Origin of the sequence: Streptomyces sioyaensis (genome assembly GCF_004122735.1) — a bacterium.
Taxonomy (GTDB): domain Bacteria; phylum Actinomycetota; class Actinomycetes; order Streptomycetales; family Streptomycetaceae; genus Streptomyces; species Streptomyces sioyaensis.
Genome location: NZ_SDIF01000039.1, coordinates 25,063 through 42,919 on the forward strand (window position 1 = coordinate 25,063; position 17,857 = coordinate 42,919).

Sequence of the window (17,857 nt, forward strand, 5' to 3'; positions counted from 1 at the left end):
ATGCCCGGACTCCGGAAGGAGCCGGGCATCACCCGTTGCGCATCCTGCGATCACCAGACGACGGGCAGTTCCACCAGTCGCTTGTTGACCGCTGCCGGGTGGAAGCGCAGGGTGTCGTCGGGTACGGCCGTCCGCATGTCGGGGAAGCGCTCGCGCAGCGCCCGCAGCGATTCCTGGAGTTCGATCCGGGCCACCGGTGCACCCAGGCAGCGGTGCACCCCGTAGCCGAACGCCAGATGATGGGCGACCGTGTCGCGGGCCGGGTCGTGACGGCGCGGCCCGGGGAAGGCGTCGGCGTCGAAGTTGGCAGCCTGGGTCGCGGCGATCACGATGTCGCCGGCCTTGATCGTGACCCCGCCCAGTTCGACGTCCTCGGTCGCCTTGCGCGCCAGAGTCCCGCCGTAGTCACCGATCGGCAGCCTCCGGATCAGCTCCTCCACCTCCGCCGCCAGCTCCTCGGGGGCCTCGGGCAGACCGCGCAGCCCGTCCGGGCGTGCCAGCACCTCCCGTAGGACCAGCCCCAGTTGGGCCACGGTCGTCTCGAACCCGGCGACCAGCAGGGTGCCGCCCAGGGCGACGATCTCCTGATCGGTGAGCACGTCCTCGGTCTCACCGTCCTCACCCCCGCGGGCCAGCACACTGAGCAGGTCGTCCCGCGGGTCCGCGCGCCGCTGCTTCACCAACTCCCCGATGTACGCGAGAAGTTGGCTGTGGTCCGTGGTGTCGGGGGCGCCCGTGCCGGTGATCGGCGCGTTGAGCCCGTCGCGCCACTTCTCGATCCGGTGCCGGTCCTCCAGGGGTACGCCCAGGATCTCGCCGATGACGCGCACCGGCAGCACCATGCAGAAGCTCTCGCACAGGTCGGCGGGGGCCGGCTGCTGCGCGAGGCCGTCGAGCAGTTCACCGGTCATCTCCGCGATACGCGGCCGCAGGCGCGCGATCCGGGCCTCCGTGAAGCCCCGCGCGGCGACCCGGCGCAGGCGGGTGTGGTCCGGCGGGTCCAGATTGAGTATCGAGGTGCCTACGGCCTCGACGGCCAGCAGGTGGCCCCCGGGGTCGCGGACCGCCTCCTGCCGGGAGAACCGCGGATCGGTGAGTGCGGTGCGCACCTCCCGGTACCCGGCGATCAGCCAGGCAGGGCGGCCACTGGGCAGCCGTACCTGGGTGACCGGTTCCCCGGCCGCGATCCTGGCGTAGTCCTCGGCCGCGTCCGCGCGCCTTTCGGTACCTCGGAGCGGGAATTCCGGCAGCTGCCGGCCGGTCGTGCTCGTCGCGATCATTCAGATTCCTCCCGTTCGAACGCAGCGGCCGGAACCGTACGCGGCGGCTTCAACGGCGGGCAAGGATCCGCAGTTGCCCACGGAATTCACCCGTCGAAAAGCAGCACCGGTCGCCGGGGCGTCAGTTGCTCTATAGATCCGCTATGGGACTTCTGGAGGCTGTACGGCCGAGGATGCCGGTACTACCGGATCCCGTAAGGAAAGAGCTGGAAATGACCGCTGTACGCGAAAAGGCCGCAGCTCCCGAGGATTTGGCCCGGCTCTTCGTCGAGCGCGCCAACGCCGGGGACCTCGAAGGCCTGGTGGAGCTCTACGAACCCGACGCGACCGTCGCCCTCCCCGGCGGCCGCACGGTCGCCGGACAGGCCGCGATCCGTGCCGCGTACGAGCAGATGCTGGCCAGGAAGCCCGAGTTCGGTGCCGGCACCGCACTGCCCACCCTCGTCAGCGGCGACTGGGCACAGACCGCCTCGCGCACCGATGACGGTGGGGCCCGGGCCGAGGTCGCCCACCGGCAGTCCGACGGCACCTGGCTGATCGTCCTCGACCGGCCCTTCTTCGCCTGACGCGGACCGGGTGACCGGCGCTGGACGCGACGACGCGACAAGGAGCACCGACGTGAAGAAGTGGCGCGGTAACCCGTGGGCGATGCTGGTGACGCTCTCCCTCGGGTACTTCATGACCATGCTCGACGTGACGATCATCAATGTCGCCGTGCCGAGCATCTCCGACGACCTCCACGCCACGCTCGACGACATCGCCTGGGTGGTCAACGGCTATGTGCTCGTGCTCGCCGTCTTGCTGATCACCGCTGGCCGGCTGGGCGACGTGTGGGGCCCGCGGAACCTCTTCCTCGCCGGGACCGCCCTGTTCACCCTCTCCTCCGTCACCTGCGGTTTCGCCGCCACCCCGGGGCAGCTCATCGCCAGCCGCTTCCTCCAGGGGCTGGGTGCCGCACTGCTGCTGCCCCAGACGATGACCACGATCATCGCCACCTTCCCGGCCGGGAAGCGGGGAACGGCCCTCGGCGTGTGGGGTTCCATCACCGGCATCGCCACCGTGGTCGGCCCGACCGCGGGCGGGCTGCTCGTCACCTTCGCCGGCTGGCGCTGGGTGTTCCTGATCAACGTGCCCATCGGGCTGGCGGTCCTGATCCTCGGCCCGCTGCTGCTGACGGACGTCCGCCCCGGCAAAAAGGGCCGGATCGACCTCCTCGGCGTGGCGCTCTCCACCGCCGGACTGCTGTTGTTGACGTACGGACTGACCGAGGGCGGGCGCTACCACTGGGGTACCGTGCGCGGCCCGGTGACCATTCCCGGGATCGTCACCGGCGGCGCCGTCCTCCTGCTCCTGTTCCTGTTGGACCAGGCACGCAAGCAACAGGTGCGGGGCAAGCACGGCCGGTACAGCAAACCGGGCCGCGATCCGCTCGTTCCCTTCGTCCTGTTCCGCCATCGCGACTACACCTTGATGAACGCGGTCATCGTGCTGATCTCGGTCGCGGTGGTCGGTATTTATCTGCCGCTGAACATGCACATGCAGTCCGCGTTGGGCTACAGCGCCCTGCGGGCGGGCCTGCTGATGGCCCCCCAGGCGGTGGTCTCGGCCTTCGTCGCGCCGCTCGCGGGACGGCTGGCCGACCGGATCGGCGGCAAGTACGTCCTGACCTCGGGACTCACCCTCTACACCCTCGGCACCGCGACGGTCCCGCTCGTGATCGCCGTCAACGGGCCCTGGTACGCCTACCTGCCCGGCTTTCTCATCGCGGGCGTCGGAGTCGGCGGCACCTTCGGTCCGTTGCAGACCGTGGCCACCCACAGCATTCCGTCCTCACTCGCCGGGGCGGCCTCCGGCGTCATCAACAGCAACCGCCAGTTCGGCTCGGTCCTGGGCGGTCTGCTCGTGGCGACCGTGCTCCCGGCGCTCAACGCGACCCTGCTCATCAGCATCGGCGCCCTCGTCGTCGCCGTACTGCTGTGCATGTGCGCGGGGCGGCCCACGTTCAACCGAGGAGGAGCGCCAGTCGCACACGCGGACCCGCTGCCGCAGCCGCTGGCCGCCCCCCGGACTTATCAGTCCTGAATTCGTCAAGCCACGAAAGACATGGGAGAAGACCGTGATTTCTCATCCCCCGGTCACGGACACCGAGCGTGTCCTCACCGGCATTTGGAGCGAGGTTCTCGAAATTCCCGAGGTCGGGGTGGAGGACAACTTCTTCGACCTCGGTGGCCATTCCGTCCTGCTGCACATGATCCAGGACCGGATCGCCGCCCGGCTCGGCAAGACCGCCCCTCTCGTGGACCTCTTTCAATACCCCACGGTCCGCGGTCTCGCGAGCCATCTCGACGGGGGCGCCGCGGGGGAGCCGCTGCGCCGTGAAGCCCTGCGCGCCGGCGGCCGCGCCCGGCTGGCCGGCCGCCGTGACCGCCGGACGCGTACCGAAGCGGGAGGCACCGGCAGTGGCGAGTGACCCCGTGCACCAGGAGGAGCACGACGAGGGCGACGACTCGCTCGTCGCCGTCATCGGCCTGGCCTGCCGCTACCCCGGTGCCGACGGCCCCGACGCGTTCTGGCACAACCTCAGCCAGGGCCTGGAGACCGTCACCCGCTTCCCGCGCCGCCCCGCGCCGCGTGGCGGCACCGAGTACACCCCCGCCCGCGGGCTGCTGAAGGATCCCGAGTGGTTCGACGCGGGATACTTCGGCTACTCGCCGCGCGAGGCGCGCCTGCTCAATCCGCAGCACAGGGTCTTCCTGGAGTGCGCGGTCGAGGCGCTGGAGGACGCCGGCCATGACCCCGCGCGCCACCCTGGTTCCATCGGCGTCTACGCCGGTAGCACCGACACCGCGTACGCGCAGATCCTCAAGGACCGGCAGGACGAGCTGCCCTCGGTCACCGACATGGAGATCCTGGTCGCCAACGCGCCCGACTACCTGGCCTCCCGGGTTGCCTACAAGCTGGGGCTGCGCGGTCCCGCCGTCGTGGTGCAGGCCGCCTGTGCCACCTCGTTGGTCGCCGTGCACACCGCCGTTCAGGCACTGCTGTCCGGCGACTGCGACCTTGCCGTCGCGGGCGGCGTCGCCGTCCGGGTTCCGGCCAAGGAAAGCCCGTACATCGAGGGCGGGATCATCTCCGCCGACGGCACCTGCCGCACCTTCGATGCCGCCGCGGGCGGCACCGTGGGCGGCGACGGCGCCGGCATCGTCGTCCTCAAGCGGCTCGGTGACGCGCTGGCCGACGGCGACCGGATCCGCGCCGTGCTACGCGGCTCGGCCGTCAACAACGACGGCTCGAACCGGGTCGGGTTCACCGCGCCCAGCATCGAGGGGCAGGCCGCGGTGATCCGTGACGCCCAGCTCGTCGCCGGGGTCGGCGGCGGGACCATCACGTACGTCGAGGCACACGGCACGGCGACCCCGATCGGCGACCCCATCGAGATCGCCGCCCTCACCAAGGCCTTCCGTGCGGACACCGACCGCACCGGCTTCTGCCGGATCGGCGCGGTGAAGTCCAACATCGGGCACACCGACGCCGCGGCCGGTGCCGCGGGGCTCATCAAAACCGTGCTCGCCCTCGAACACGGTGCCGTCCCGCCGAGCCTCAACTTCACCGCGCCCAACCCCGCCATCGACTTCGAGTCGAGCCCCTTCACCGTGGCCACCGCCCTGGAGGAATGGCGGCCCGAGGGCGGGATCCCACGGCGGGCCGGTGTGAGCTCCTTCGGCATCGGCGGCACCAACGCCCACGTCGTCCTGGAACAGGCTCCCGAACGTGCTCCGTCGGGCCCCGCCCGCCCCTGGCAACTGCTCGTGCTCTCCGGCCGCACCGAAGCCGCCGTGGAAGCCGCGGCGGACCGGCTCGCCGAGCATCTGCGGACCCACCCCGAAGTGCCGCTCGCCGACGTGGCCTGGACCCTTCAGACCGGCCGGCGTGAGCTTCCCGTCCGGCGGTACACCGTGGTCGGCCGCTCCGAGGACGCGGTACGGGTGCTCGGCGGGCTGGACCGCGGGCGGCTGGTCGGCTCCGGCGACAGCCCTGCGCCCGGTCCGGTCACCCTGGTGTTCCCGGGCACGGCGACCTCCGAACAGACCCGTGAACTGTACGAGTGGGAGCCGGCGTTCCGCCGGGCGGTCGACAAGTGTCTGGCCCTGGCCGGCGTCCGCGAAGAGGTACCCGCCGAACTGGACGTCTTCGCCACCGAGTTCGCGCTGGCCCGGATGTGGGAGGCGTGGGGTGTGCGGCCGGCCGCGGTCGCCGGGCACGGCGCCGGTGTCCTGGTCGCCGAGACGGTGGCCGGGGCATACCCCCTCCAGGAGGCGGTGCGCAGGGTCATGGCGGGTGCCGGTACGGGCTCCGACACGCCAGGCGGTAGCACGAAGGGCACCCCCCACATCCCCGTGCTGCCGGACGTGCCCCGCTCCCCTGCCGACGACACCGGCCACACCGTGCTGCCCGTCCTCACCGACGCGACGGACCACCCCGGTGTCCTGGCCGCGCTCCTCGACACCCTCGGCCGGCTGTGGTTGGCCGGCGCGCCGGTGGACTGGAACGGCGTGCATGAGGAACTGCCGCGCCTGCGGGTCCCGCTGCCGGTGTATCCCTTCCAGCGGGAGCGGTACGTCGTCGAGCCGGCGGAACGGCAGGCCACGACCGCGCAGGCACCCCCGGTCGCCGCGGCAGCCGGCCCGGCCGCGGGGGACACCGGTGCCCTCGCGACCCTCCCCGCCGTCGTCGGGCTGTTCGCGCAGACGCTCGGACTCGACGACGTCGACCCCGACGACAGCTTCTTCGACCTCGGCGGCGACTCCCTCATCGCCACCCAGTTGCTCGCCCGCGCCCGTGAACTGTTCGCGGTGGATCTGGAGACCGGCGCGCTCTACGACGCTCAGACAGCCGCCGAGCTCACTGAGCTGATCGATGAACGGATGGACCGCCGGGGCGCCGCCGAGCCGGCGTCGGCGGCGTGACCACAGGGTGCCGGCCCCGGCGCCCCCACGTCCTGAAAGGAGCACCAAGAATGAATGCCGGTACGCCGAGGGCCGCAGCTGCCCGCGGCGGCGGCCGGTGGCTGGTCACCCGTACCCGCCGCCCGGACGCCGTCGCGGACCTGTACTGCTTCGTCCATGCCGGGGGATCGCCCGGAGAGTACGTGCGCTTCGGCGACGAGCTGCCCGAACTCCAGGTGTACGGAGTGCAGTTGCCCGGCCGCGCCGCGCGGCGCGCCGAGCCCGCCGTCACCGGCATGCCGGAGCTCGTCGACGCGGTGGTCGAGGCCCTCGACCCGCAGCGGCCGTTCGCCTTCCTCGGGCACAGCCTCGGCGGCCTGGTCGCTTTCGAGGTGACCAGGGCGCTGCGGGACCGCGGCCGGGAGCTGCCGCGACGGTTGTACCTGTCGTCCAGCCCGCCGCCCCCGCACACCCGAGGCACGACCGTCGTCCACACCCTCCCGGACGAGGAACTGCTCGCCGAGATCGAACGGCGCTGGGGCGAGCTGCCCGCACCGGTCCACACCGACGCCACGCTGCGCGAGATGGTGTTGGAGGTCTTCCGCGCCGACCTCGCGCTCTTCGAGACCTACCGGTACGAGCCGGGCCCGCCGCTGGAGATACCGGTCTCCGTCTTCGCGGGCGACCAGGAGCGCACGACCCTGAACATCAAGAACTGGCAGGCCCACACCACCGGCCCGTTCGACGTCACCCATCTGCCGGGCGGCCACTTCTACTTCCGCGACCCGGAACAGCGCCGCGAACTGCTCGCCCGGGTACGGGAGTCCATGGCCGCCCCGCCCGGCGCAGCGGGCACGGCCGAGACCACGGCCGTGGTCGCCGAAGCGGTCACCGGGCTCGCCCGGGCCGGCGGTTACCACCTGCTGACGCTGGCCGCAGGCACCCCGCAGGCCCTCGACGACGCGACCGGACGGATGCGGGACCACCTCGCCGGAGCGGGGCCCGCGCCCGCCGCCGCCGGCGTGGAAGAGGGCGCGGTACCGCCGTACCGCAGGTTCGCTGTCGGGGAGACCCACCAGGCCCTGGCGAGCGCCCTCGCCAAGTCCGCCGCACCGACGCCGAAGGCGGACGGCCCCCGAGTCGCCTTCGTCTTCCCCGGTCAGGGCTCCCAGTACGCCCGCATGGGACTGCGGCTCGCCCAGGACCTCCCGCTGTTCGGGGCTGAGCTCGACGCGTGCCTGACCCTGCTGGAGAAGGAGTCGGGGCACGACCTGCGCCCCGTGCTGGAGGCCGCGGCCGGAGACGGCCTCCAGCAGACCGGCGTCGCCCAGCCGGCCATCTTCGCCCTGGAGTACGCCTTGGCCAGGACCTGGCAGCGGCTGGGTGTGCGGCCCGCCGCGATGATCGGGCACAGCCTCGGCGAGTACGTCGCCGCCACCCTCGCCGGGGTCATGCCGGTGCGCGAGGCCCTGGGCTTCGTGGCCCTGCGGGCCCGGCTGATGCAGCGGGCGCCGACCGGCGCGATGCTGGCGGTGCCGCTGCCGGAGGAACAGCTGGCCCCGTATCTCGAACAGGGCGCCGACCTCGCCACGGTGAACGCCCCGGCGTCCTGTGTGCTGGCCGGTACCGAGGAGACCATCGCCCGCGTCCAGGACATGCTCACCGCGGCAGGCTCCCCCGGCCGGCGGCTGCGTGTCTCGCACGCTTTCCACAGCAGGCTCATGGACGGCTGCGTGGACGAACTGCGCGAGGCTGCCGCCCGGATCGGCCTGCGACCGCCCGCCGAGCGCTTCGTCTCAGGGGTCACCGGCACCTGGATCACCGCGGAGCAGGCCACCGACCCCGACTACTGGGCCCGCCATCTGCGGCAGCCGGTGCGATTCTCGGACGCTGTGGGCACCGTGCTGGCCGAAGCCCCGGACGTGGTCCTGGAGACCGGCCCCGGCCCCGCCCTGACCAGCCTCGTCAAACGCCGCCCGGATCTGCCGCCGCACACCCTGGCCCTCTCCTCGTTGCCGCACCCCGGCGGCCGCACCCCGGAGCCGGCGGGCCTGCTGGCGACGCTCGGCACGCTCTGGGCGGCCGGCGCCCGCGTGGACTGGCAGGCACTCTGCGAGGAACACGCCCCCGTCGTTCCCCTGGCCGCCTGAGGAGGCATGCCGTGCGCTATCAGACCTTCGGACGGAACACCGGCCTGCGCGTGTCGGAGTACGCACTGGGGACGGGCAACTTCGGCACCCGCTGCGGCGAGACCGGTAAGGGCTCAGAGCTGCTGTGGGCCAGGCGTGGCGCGGGTGCCGACCGGCACACGGCCCGCGCGCTGTTCGAGCGCTTCGCCGAGGCGGGAGGCAACTTCGTCGACACCGCGGACTGCTATCAGTTCGGAGAGGCGGAGGAACTGCTCGGCGAGTTCCTCGCTGCCGACCGGGACCACTTCGTCCTGTCGACCAAGTTCACCAACGGCTCTTCGCCGCAACCCCGGGTCACCCGGACCGGCAACAGCCGCAAGACCATGGTGCGTTCCGTCGAGGCCAGCCTGAAACGGCTGGGCACCGACTACATCGACCTGTACTGGGCGCACTTTCCCGACGACCTCACGCCCGTCGAGGAGATACTGGCGGCCTTCGACGACCTTGTCCGCGCCGGGAAGATCCTCTACGCAGGGCTGTCCAACTTCCCCGCGTGGCGGATCGCCCGCGCCGCCACGATGACGGACCTGCGGGGCTGGTCGCCGCTGATCGGTGTGCAGACCGAGTACAGCCTGACGCAGCGCACCCCCGACCGGGAGCTGTTGCCGATGGCGGAGAGCCTCGGGCTGGGCGTCGCCATGTGGTCGCCGCTGGGGGGCGGGCTGCTCACCGGCCTGTACCGGCGGGGCGCCGACGGCTGGGTCAGCGACGGCAAGCGGGCCATCCGCGGCGACGGCAGCCGCCAGGAGAAGGTGGTCGAGGTGGTGCGGGCCGTCGGTGAGGAGACCGGGGCCCCGGCCGCCCAGGTCGCCGTCGCCTGGGTGCGCGAGCGGGCCCGGCGGGCCGCCACCACCCTGGTGCCCGTCATCGGTCCCCGCAGCCCCGAACAACTCGACGATTACCTCTCCGCCCTCGATCTCACGCTCACCGACGAGCAGTACGGCCGCCTGTGTGCGGCGGGCACGGTGCCCGCGGGCGCACCTCACGAGGTCAACGCCCTCGCGTGGAACGCCGTCATCGGCGGCCATCCGGGCCGGATGGCCACACCCGCTGTCCCCGTGCCGTGAAACGGGGACACGCAGACGCAAGGACGCAGGCAAGGGAGGGAGTGACGAACATGATGACGGCGCATGAACTCGTCGGGGTATGGCGGCTGGAGGCCTTCCACGACATCGACAGCACGGGGGCGCTGAACGAAGGGCCACTCGGGCCCGAGCCACGGGGACTGCTCTTCTATTCGGCCGACGGCCACGTCTCCGTGACCATGATGCGCACCGGGCCCGCCCACCGCGGACGCAGCGCCTACATGAGCTACGCGGGCACGTGGCGACGCGAGGGTGACCGGGTCGTCCACACCATCGACGTCGCCCCCGAGCCGGGCTGGCTGGGTACGGAACAGTCCCGCGACCTCGAACTCGACGGCGACGACCTGGTGTTGCACGGAACGTCCCTGGTCGGCCCGGTACAGCGCCGGGTCCTGCACTGGCGGCGGATCGCCGGCGACGCCGCCTGAGCAACCCCGCGGATGTGCAAGGGCCGGACAGTGGACTTCGGACGGACACGGGGGCAGGGTGATGACCCGCCCTCCGGAAAGGAACGAGCAGATGAGCGTCGACGTGGAAGCGCTGACCGCCACGGTGCGAGGCCCAGTCCTGCAACCCGGCAGCGACGGCTACGACGAGGAGCGGGCCGGCTTCCAGGCCGGTTTCCAGCATCGCCCCGCTGTCATCGTCGGAGCGACCGGCGCCGAGGACGTGCGCGCCGCGGTCCGTTTCGCCGCCGAGCGCGGGTTACCCGTCGCCGTGCACTCCACCGGACACGGCATCGTCACCGCCCTGGACGGCGAAGGCGTTCTGATCAGCACGCGCCGTATGACGGGCATCGAGGTCGACGCCGAGAACCGCACCGTCCGCATCGAGGCCGGTGCGCGCTGGGGCCAGGTGATCGAGAAGACCGCTCCGCACGGGCTCGCCCCACTCAACGGCTCCGCCCCGCACGTCGGGGTCGTCGGCTATCTGCTCGGTGGCGGAACGGGCATCATGGGCCGCGAGTTCGGCTACTCCTGTGACCATCTGCGCTCCGTCGACCTCGTCACGGCCGACGGCACACCGCACCATGTCACCGCGGACTCCGACCCCGACCTGTTCTGGGCGCTGTGCGGCGGCGCCGGGAACTTCGGCGTGGTCACCGCCGTCGAGACCGACCTGTTCCCGGTCGCCCGGTTCTACGGCGGAGGGCTCTACTTCGAGGCGGACGACCCCGTCGAGGTGCTGCGTGCTTACCGGGAGTGGACGCTGACCGTGCCCGAGCAGCTGACCTCCTCGATCGGGATGATGTTCTATCCGCCGATGCCGGTCTTCCCCAAGGAGCTGCAAGGACGGTACGTCGCCGAGGTCCGCGTCGTCTTCAACGGTGCCGCGGCGGAGGGCGAGCGGCTGGTGGCGCCCCTGCGCACGATCGGGCCACGCCTCATCGACTCCCTCCGGGAGATGCCGTACGAGGACGCCGGCTCCGTCTACCACGACCCGGACTTCTCCCACCCCTACTTCGGCGGGAACGTGCTGCTGCGTGAGCTCGATCCCAGCGCACTGCAGACTCTTGTGGACCTCGCAGGCCCCGGCTCTGCAATCCCGTGCATCATCGACATCCGCCACCTCGGCGGCGCGTTCTCCCGCCCGCCGGCCCACCCCAGCGCGGTCGGCGGCCGCGACGCCCAGTACATCCTGCGGGTGATGACCGGGGGGTCCCCCGCCCCTGCCGACGCGGTGCGCTCGGCCCACCAGCGGGTCTACGACGCGATGAAGCAGTGGACCGTGGGACGCAGCCTCAATTTCGTCTACCACGACGGCACTCCCGTGGACGAGGAGCAGGTGCGTGAGTTGTTCGACGCGGACGCCTACGAGCGGCTCGCACGCATCAAGGCGCTCCACGACCCCGACAACCTGTTCCGCTTCACCCACAACATCAAGCCTGCCGAAGGCAACTGACGACCGGTAGCAACATCCCCCGTGCTACCGGTGCCCCCGGCCCCGGCCTCCACAGGCCGGGGCCGACGCCTTTTCCCGGCCATTTCTATATTGGCTCCATATTCGATCTCTCGAATGAATTCAATTCCTCTGTAATTGCTCGAACGTTGTTCGCTCCGTCGCTATTTTGCCCCTAGCATGGTCAAAGTGCGAGAGAGTGACCGGCAATTTGGAGGAGATGTCTGATGGGCGGCCGGCTAGTGGAGTTCGGCATATCGGATTTCGGATTCGCATTCGGAGAGGACCAGGACGTCGAAAAGGTCGCCAAGGACTACGTCGACGACCCCGAGCGTGTTCTGCAGTGGGGTTGCACCACGTTCCACCGGGCCCCGGACGGTGTGTACGCGGTCGACCTCGCCGCCGAGGCGGCCGAACAGGCGCTGGAACGTGCGGGTGTCGGTGTCGACGAGGTCGACCTGGTAGCGCTGGCGACCGCGGAAAACCCTGAGTACCTGTACTGGGACTCCGCCTCCGCGCTCGCCGGCGCGCTGAAGATCAAGAAGACGCAGACCCTGCTCTTCGACAACGAGGGCTGCGGCTCGGGCACCACCGCCTTCGGCCAGATCGCGGGCACCTTGGCCCTTCAGCCCGAGTTGAACACCGCGCTCTTCGTCGTCGTCAACCGCGTCGACGAATACCGCCGCAACCGCATGGCCATCAACCAGTGCGTACACAGTGACGGAGCGGTGGCCGTTGTACTGCGTCGTGGGCACGGCAGCAACCGCTGGCTGACCACCGAGCAGTTCACCGACCCCGACCTGGTCGACGGTTTCCGCGGCGAATACGGAGGTGCGGTCAATCCTGTTCCCCCGGCGGACTGGAAGAATGTCGACGGCTCCAGTGTGGGATGGTTCCAGGCGCATTTCGGCAAGGACCCGAAGCGGTTGCGGGAATTCCTCGTCCAGCGTGACGAACGGGTTGCGGAGATCGTCGACCGGGCCTGCGCCAGGGTCGGCCTCACCCGTGCCGACCTGGACCACGTCATCTACATCAATGACGCGCGGCCGGGCGCCATCGAGGCCGTCTCCGATCCGCTCGGCCTGCCGATCGAGCGCACCAACGCCGAATTCGCCCGCACGCACGGCCACATGGGCGCCGCCGACCAGCTCGTATCGCTCGGCCTGCATCTCGAACGCGGCGATCTCAAACCGGGCGAGATCGTGGCGCTGTGCGGTATCTCGGCCGGCATGCGCTGGATCTGCACCCTGTTCGAGATCTAGCGGACTGCGAGGGGGAAGACATGACCGACACCATCGAAACCGATCTCCTGGCGCTCCTGCGTGAGGCCACAGGGGCCGGCACGCCACCCGGACCCGCGGTCCGCAGCGAACTGCTCCAGCTCGACGACCCGAAGACGGCCCTGCGAGCGGGCAAGATCCTGGAGGGCCTGCCACCCGAAGGCGGCGAACTCCGGCCCGTACGCGTCGGGATCCTCGCCACCTGCACCATCGGCTCCTATCCGCACCTGTTGCGGACCGCCCTGGTCGGCACGGGCGCGCTGCCGACCCTCGAACCGGGCACGTACGGGATGTTCGAGATATCCCTCGCCACCGCCGCGTTCGCCGAGAACGGCGATCCCGACGTCGTCAGCTGCCTGCTCGACGAGTCGTACTTCCTGCCGGAGGAGTGGGACGCCACCGACGTCCCCGCCCTGGAGGAGCACCTCGCGACGCGCCTCGCCGATCTGCGGCAGCTGCTGCGTACGAGCAACGAACTGTCCTCGGCGACCCTGCTCGTGCACACCCTGCCGCTGCCCGCCCGGGTCGGCGACAGCATCATCAGCCGCCGGGCCCGTACCCGGCTGGCGCAGGCGTGGCACCGGCTGAACGCCGACATCCTCGCCCTGGCCGACGACAGCAACCGGATCGAGGCCGTGGACCTGGCGGGCGCGCTCGCCGAGAACGCGGTACGTGCCCGCGACGATCGCCTCCATGCCTTCGGCGACCTGCCGTACACCGACGGGGCGCTGCTCGTCCTCGCCCACGAGGTACGCCGGTTCGTGCAGGCCAAACTCGGCCTGTCCCGCAAGGTCCTCGCGCTCGACCTGGACAACACCCTGTGGGGCGGCGTCCTCGGCGAGGTCGGAGCCGAGGGCGTACAACTCGGCGGGCTGTACCCGGGCAACTGCTACCAGCGACTTCAGCGCACCGTCGCCCGCCTGCGCGACCAGGGCGTCGTACTGGCGCTGGCCAGCAAGAACGACGCCGAACCCGTCGAGAAGGCCCTGACCGAGCACCCGGAGATGCTGCTGCGGCCCGAGTCCTTCTCCGCCACTGCCGTCAACTGGCGGCCCAAGGCGGGGAACCTGCGTGCCATGGCCGATTCTCTCGACCTGGCGACCGGTTCGTTCGTCTTCATGGACGATTCCCCCTTCGAGCGCGGTCAGGTCGCCGCCGAGCTGCCGGAAGTCGCGCTCGTGCCGGCCGACGGCGATCCGGCGCACCTGGTGCGCTCGCTGCTGCGGGACGGGTGGTTCGACGTCATCGAGCTGACCGCCACCGACCGCACACGTCCCGAGCTGTACCGCACCCGGGCCCGGCGCAATGAGTTCTCCGGCGGCTTCGGCTCCTCCGAGGAGTATCTGCACGCCCTGGGCCTGGAGCTGACGGCGGCGGAGGCCACGGCCTACTCCGTGCCCCGCATCGCCCAACTTGCCGCCCGGACCAACCAGTTCAACCTCACCGGCATCCGCTACGACGAGCCGGCCACGGCGGCGATGAGCACCGACCCGGCGCATCTGGTCGCCGCGTTCTCGGTGCGCGACCGGTTCGGTGACGAAGGCATCACCGGCGCCGCATGGGTGGAGCGCGGCGCGGACACCTGGCGGGTGGCCAACATGGTGCTCAGTTGCCGGGTGCTGGGCCGCGGTGTCGAACTGGCCATCGCCGGCTGGCTCGCGGACCGGGCCAGGACGGCCGGAGCGGCGACCCTCCAGGGGAGGTTCGTGCCCTCCGGAAGGAACGGCGTGGCCGGCGAGTTCTGGACCAAAGCCGGATTCACCCCCACTGAGGGGGACGGCGTCTTCGAGCTGGACCTGACCACCGGGGACGGCCCGACGCCCGCATGGATCAACGTTGTCGAAATCGAAGGAAGCAGGGCGTCATCATGAGTGAACTCGCAGCGACCAGGCTGGCCGTGCTGGAAACCCTCGGCCAGGTACTCGAAACCCCGGTGGACGATCTCCGCGCCAACCCGGTGCTCGCCGCCCATGCCTGGGACAGCCTGAGGTCCCTGGAGGTCCTCACCCTTCTGGAGGACCGGCTCGGCGTCGACTTCGACCTGCGCTCCTTCAATGCGGCACGGACCGTCGACGACCTGGTGCACCTCATCATCCCCGGCGAGCTGGCGGCCCACCACTGACCGCCCCGACGGCGGGCAGGTCACCCCGGCCTGCCCGCCATCGCTGTGCGGAGTGCGGTGGCCCGAAGGGATTCCCCGTGGACTTGCCCACCCGGTGTCGGTGGCGCCGTTGACCGGGGGCGTCAGGGACGCCCATCGGCGGTGGCGTTCCGTGGTTATCGGCGGAAGGGGCCGGAGGTGAGGCGTACGCCGTGTTTGGCCAGGTAGGTCAGGGGGTTGATGTCCGTGCCGTAGCGGCGGCTGGTGCGGACCTCGAAGTGGAGGTGGGGGCCGGTGGCGCGGCCGGTGGCGCCGCTGTAGCCGAGGCGGGTGCGGGCGTGGACCTTCTGGCCGGGGCGGACCGTGATGCGGGAGAGGTGGCCGAAGAGGACGTAGCGGCCGTCGTTCATGCGGATGGTCACGGCTTTTCCGTAGGCGCCGGAGCGCCGGGCCAGGACGACGGTGCCGGAGCCCACGGATCTGATCCGGGTGCCGGCGCGGACGGCGAGGTCGACGCCCGTGTGGTGGCCGGCGAGCCAGTGGCCGCGGACGCCGTAGGGCGAGCTGATGCGGTAGCGGGCGGTCGTGGGGTGCGTCCAGTGCCTGCCGGCGGAGGCGGCGAGGGCGGCCTGGGGCGCCACCAGGGTGAGGACGGAACCCAGGGCCGCCGGGGCTATGGCGTGCAGCAGCATTCTGCGCAGCGGGGTGCGGGTGCGGAACGTCGTCATACTTGCGAGCCCACGCCTTGTGGCGGGGGGACGCATCCCGGGGCGGGCACCGGGCCGCCGAACAGGTGGCACACGGTCCGCCGGCCGGGTGTTTGTGGCCCGGGCCGGGTGAGGCCGGCGGCCCGCGGCCTCATGTCGTCAGTCGGTCGACCGCCCCGGCGACCTCGCCGGCGCCGTCCTCGGCGGCGAGCCGGTGGGCGGCGGCGCGGGCGCGATCTCGGCGGGCGGGGGCGGCGGTGGCCTGGGTGAGGGCGTGTGCCAGGCGGGCGGCGCCGTGGTCGGCGGACAGGTCCCGGAAGGGGATCGGGCTGGTGGCGACGCCCAGGGCCGCCAGGCGGGCGGCCCAGAAGGGCTGGTCGGCGGTGACCGGGACGGGGACGGTGGGGACCCCCGCGCGCAGCCCCGCGGCGGCGGTGCCGGCTCCGCAGTGGTGCACGACCGCGGACACCCGCGGGAAGAGCAGGGCGTGCGGGAGCGCGCCGACGGTGAGGAGGTCGGGGTGCTCGGGCGCGGTCAGGCCCGCCCAGCCGGACTGGAGGATGCCGCGGAGCCCGGCGCGGCGCAGGGCGTCCGCGGCGAGGGCGCCGAGCCGCTCGCCGTCGCCGCCCGCCATGCTGCCGAAGCCGAGGAAGACCGGGGGCGGGCCGGCGGCGAGGAAGTCCTCGACGGCGGGTGGCAGGCGTGCGTCCGGGGCGTGCCAGGGCCACCAGTTCCCGACGACCTCCAGGCGGGCCGGCCAGTCCGCCGGGCGGGGCAGCAGCACCTCGCTGAAGCCGTGCAGGACCGGCCGGCCGGCGGCTTCGGTGCGGCGGCGGACCGTACGGGCGGTGGCGGGCGGCAGTCCGAGGCGGGCGCGCAGCTCGCGGGTCGCGTCGGCGTAGAGGCGGTCGAGGACCCGGAGCGAGAGCCGGCCGGCGGTGCGGTTGCCCCAGCGGCCCAGGGAGCGGCCGCCGCCGACGACCGGGGCGAAGTCGCCGGTGGGGGCGCCGGGCACGAGGGGCAGGTCCAGGGACGGGACGCGCATCGCCTCGGCGAGGTGGTGGCCGAGCGGTGCGGTGGTGGTGGAGAGCAGGAGGAGGTCGGCGCCCTGGAGGGCGGCGTCCGCGAGGCCGCCGCTCAGTTCCCGGAGGAAGGCGGCGGCCTTGCCCATGAGGGCGCGGGTGCCGCCGGGGCCCGCGGTCCGGGCCGGCCCGGCGGCGTCGGGTTGCGGGGTACGGGGGTCGGCCGGGAGCCGGCGGAACTCCAGTCCGGCGGCCCGGACGAGGGGGGCGTAGCTGTCGTGTGTGGCGAGGGCGACCTCGTGGCCGGCTTCGCGCAGCCGGGCGCCCACACCGGTGTACGGGGCGACGTCGCCGTACGAACCGGCGGCCGTGAGGAGGATTTTGGGCATGGGTGGGTCAGCCTTCGGGGCAAGGGGGTGTGGGCGGTGGGAGAGCGGGGGTGTGGTGTGCCGTGGGAGCAGGGGGCTCTCGCGAGGGGAACGTGCCGGTGGAGCCGCCGCGGGCGGGGGTCAGGCCGGTGACGAGCGGCGTACGGCGTTGGCGTGGACGGCGGTGTGCAGGTACGGGGCGAGGCCGGGGCGTTGTGCGGTGGGCGGGACGACCAGGGCGAAGGCGCGGGTGTCGGTGGCGAAGTCGTCGGCGATCCGGCCGTGCATGTCGGTGGGGCAGGGGGTGAACCAGCGGCTGATGTGCTGCCGGTGTTCCTCCGCGAGGTCCATGGCGCGCTCGCCGTCCGGCGGTTCCCCGGCATCGAAGGCGGCGGTCAGCCGCAGCCGCCAGCCGGCGGCCTCGGCCATGATCGTCGTCCAGTCCTCCTTGGAGTGCGTGGCGGCCCGCGCCATCGAGCGCTGGTGGCCCTCGTGGTGCTGCCACTTCAGATGGGCCTGGGTGGCGTAGGTGAGGTCGAAGGTCACCTCGCCGAAGACCTCGAACCGCTCCTCGGGCGTCAGCTCCACCCCGGTCTGCTGGACCTCCATGGCGTGCTCGGCGACCTCGACCAGCCGCTGGAGCGTGGTGATCTGCTCGGTGAGCAGGCGGTGCCGGGCGCGCAGGTGGTCGAGGGCGTTGGCCTGGGGGTCTTCGAGGATGGTGGCGATCTCGTCGAGGGGGAAGCCGAGTTCCCGGTAGAAGAGGATCTGTTGCAGCCGGGCCAGGTCGGGGTCGCTGTAGAGGCGGTAGCCGGCCGGGCTGCGGTCGCTGGGGGAGAGCAGGCCGGTCTTGTCGTAGTGGTGCAGGGTCCGCACCGTGATCCCCGCGAAACCGGAGACCTGCCCGACCGAGTAGCCCATCGCAGCGCCTTTCGTCCCGTCATGTCCGGCCCCCGCCCGGGCGGTACGGCGGTGGTGCC

The 17,857-nt window shown here is 71.8% G+C and carries 15 protein-coding genes; 11 read left to right on the forward strand and 4 right to left on the reverse strand.

Annotation, left to right across the window (positions count from 1 at the left end; all coding sequences use genetic code 11):
* Window positions 1-50 precede the first annotated feature (50 nt).
* A complete protein-coding gene (locus EST54_RS15955; RefSeq protein ID WP_129248290.1) occupies window positions 51-1,280 on the reverse strand; it encodes a cytochrome P450 in 1,230 nt (409 codons plus the stop codon).
* A gap of 212 nt (window positions 1,281-1,492) precedes the next feature.
* On the opposite strand from EST54_RS15955, the gene EST54_RS15960 reads away from it, so the two are divergent.
* From EST54_RS15960 to EST54_RS16010, 11 genes are all read left to right on the forward strand, one after another.
* Complete coding sequence (locus EST54_RS15960) at window positions 1,493-1,846, forward strand: YybH family protein (protein WP_129248291.1); 354 nt, start codon at window positions 1,493-1,495, stop codon at window positions 1,844-1,846.
* 52 nt (window positions 1,847-1,898) lie between these two features.
* Entirely contained in the window at window positions 1,899-3,362 is a 1,464-nt protein-coding gene (locus EST54_RS15965; protein WP_129248292.1) for an MFS transporter, read from the forward strand.
* A gap of 34 nt (window positions 3,363-3,396) precedes the next feature.
* The gene (locus EST54_RS15970) at window positions 3,397-3,750 is read left to right on the forward strand and encodes a phosphopantetheine-binding protein (protein ID WP_161989292.1); all 354 of its coding nucleotides are present in this window, start codon (window positions 3,397-3,399) and stop codon (window positions 3,748-3,750) included.
* Window positions 3,740-6,247 (forward strand): type I polyketide synthase, encoded by a 2,508-nt coding sequence (locus EST54_RS15975; RefSeq protein WP_129248294.1) that lies wholly within the window; start codon window positions 3,740-3,742, stop codon window positions 6,245-6,247. The genes EST54_RS15970 and EST54_RS15975 overlap by 11 nt, the downstream gene beginning before the upstream one ends.
* 50 nt (window positions 6,248-6,297) lie before the next feature.
* Window positions 6,298-8,376 (forward strand): acyltransferase domain-containing protein, encoded by a 2,079-nt coding sequence (locus EST54_RS15980; RefSeq protein ID WP_129248295.1) that lies wholly within the window; start codon window positions 6,298-6,300, stop codon window positions 8,374-8,376.
* Window positions 8,377-8,387: 11 nt separating this feature from the next.
* On the forward strand, window positions 8,388-9,482 hold the full coding sequence (locus EST54_RS15985; protein ID WP_129248296.1) for an aldo/keto reductase: 1,095 nt from the start codon (window positions 8,388-8,390) through the stop codon (window positions 9,480-9,482).
* Between the two features lie 50 nt (window positions 9,483-9,532).
* Window positions 9,533-9,928, forward strand: coding sequence for a lipocalin-like domain-containing protein (locus EST54_RS15990; RefSeq protein ID WP_129248297.1), 396 nt, complete (start codon window positions 9,533-9,535; stop codon window positions 9,926-9,928).
* 91 nt (window positions 9,929-10,019) lie between these two features.
* Complete coding sequence (locus EST54_RS15995; RefSeq protein ID WP_129248298.1) at window positions 10,020-11,402, forward strand: FAD-binding oxidoreductase; 1,383 nt, start codon at window positions 10,020-10,022, stop codon at window positions 11,400-11,402.
* A gap of 224 nt (window positions 11,403-11,626) precedes the next feature.
* Entirely contained in the window at window positions 11,627-12,661 is a 1,035-nt protein-coding gene (locus EST54_RS16000) for a 3-oxoacyl-[acyl-carrier-protein] synthase III C-terminal domain-containing protein (RefSeq protein ID WP_129248299.1), read from the forward strand.
* 20 nt (window positions 12,662-12,681) lie between these two features.
* Window positions 12,682-14,550 carry an HAD-IIIC family phosphatase gene (locus tag EST54_RS16005; RefSeq protein WP_129248300.1) on the forward strand — a complete coding sequence of 623 codons (1,869 nt, stop codon included), beginning with the start codon at window positions 12,682-12,684 and terminating at the stop codon, window positions 14,548-14,550.
* Complete coding sequence (locus tag EST54_RS16010) at window positions 14,547-14,801, forward strand: acyl carrier protein (RefSeq protein ID WP_129248301.1); 255 nt, start codon at window positions 14,547-14,549, stop codon at window positions 14,799-14,801. The genes EST54_RS16005 and EST54_RS16010 overlap by 4 nt, the downstream gene beginning before the upstream one ends.
* 155 nt (window positions 14,802-14,956) lie before the next feature.
* On the opposite strand, the gene EST54_RS16015 is transcribed toward EST54_RS16010, so the two are convergent.
* The 3 genes from EST54_RS16015 to EST54_RS16025 all read right to left on the reverse strand — a co-directional run bounded on the left by EST54_RS16015 (window position 14,957) and on the right by EST54_RS16025 (window position 17,798).
* Window positions 14,957-15,508: a M23 family metallopeptidase gene (locus EST54_RS16015; protein WP_129248302.1), complete on the reverse strand. Its 552-nt coding sequence runs from the start codon at window positions 15,506-15,508 to the stop codon at window positions 14,957-14,959.
* Window positions 15,509-15,638: 130 nt separating this feature from the next.
* Window positions 15,639-16,898 (reverse strand): glycosyltransferase, encoded by a 1,260-nt coding sequence (locus EST54_RS16020; RefSeq protein ID WP_129248303.1) that lies wholly within the window; start codon window positions 16,896-16,898, stop codon window positions 15,639-15,641.
* Between the two features lie 120 nt (window positions 16,899-17,018).
* A complete protein-coding gene (locus tag EST54_RS16025) occupies window positions 17,019-17,798 on the reverse strand; it encodes a MerR family transcriptional regulator (protein ID WP_129248304.1) in 780 nt (259 codons plus the stop codon).
* Between the last annotated feature and the right edge of the window lie 59 nt (window positions 17,799-17,857).

Excerpts from the sequence above, each read along its gene's own strand:
- EST54_RS15955 (WP_129248290.1), bottom strand. The coding sequence starts at position 1,280 with ATGATCGCGACGAGCACGACCGGCCGGCAGCTGCCGGAATTCCCGCTC.
- EST54_RS15960 (WP_129248291.1), top strand. The coding sequence starts at position 1,493 with ATGACCGCTGTACGCGAAAAGGCCGCAGCTCCCGAGGATTTGGCCCGG.
- EST54_RS15980 (WP_129248295.1), top strand. The coding sequence starts at position 6,298 with ATGAATGCCGGTACGCCGAGGGCCGCAGCTGCCCGCGGCGGCGGCCGG.
- EST54_RS15990 (WP_129248297.1), top strand. The coding sequence starts at position 9,533 with ATGATGACGGCGCATGAACTCGTCGGGGTATGGCGGCTGGAGGCCTTC.
- EST54_RS15995 (WP_129248298.1), top strand. The coding sequence starts at position 10,020 with ATGAGCGTCGACGTGGAAGCGCTGACCGCCACGGTGCGAGGCCCAGTC.
- EST54_RS16000 (WP_129248299.1), top strand. The coding sequence starts at position 11,627 with ATGGGCGGCCGGCTAGTGGAGTTCGGCATATCGGATTTCGGATTCGCA.
- EST54_RS16005 (WP_129248300.1), top strand. The coding sequence starts at position 12,682 with ATGACCGACACCATCGAAACCGATCTCCTGGCGCTCCTGCGTGAGGCC.
- EST54_RS16010 (WP_129248301.1), top strand. The coding sequence starts at position 14,547 with ATGAGTGAACTCGCAGCGACCAGGCTGGCCGTGCTGGAAACCCTCGGC.
- EST54_RS16015 (WP_129248302.1), bottom strand. The coding sequence starts at position 15,508 with ATGACGACGTTCCGCACCCGCACCCCGCTGCGCAGAATGCTGCTGCAC.
- EST54_RS16020 (WP_129248303.1), bottom strand. The coding sequence starts at position 16,898 with ATGCCCAAAATCCTCCTCACGGCCGCCGGTTCGTACGGCGACGTCGCC.
- EST54_RS16025 (WP_129248304.1), bottom strand. The coding sequence starts at position 17,798 with ATGGGCTACTCGGTCGGGCAGGTCTCCGGTTTCGCGGGGATCACGGTG.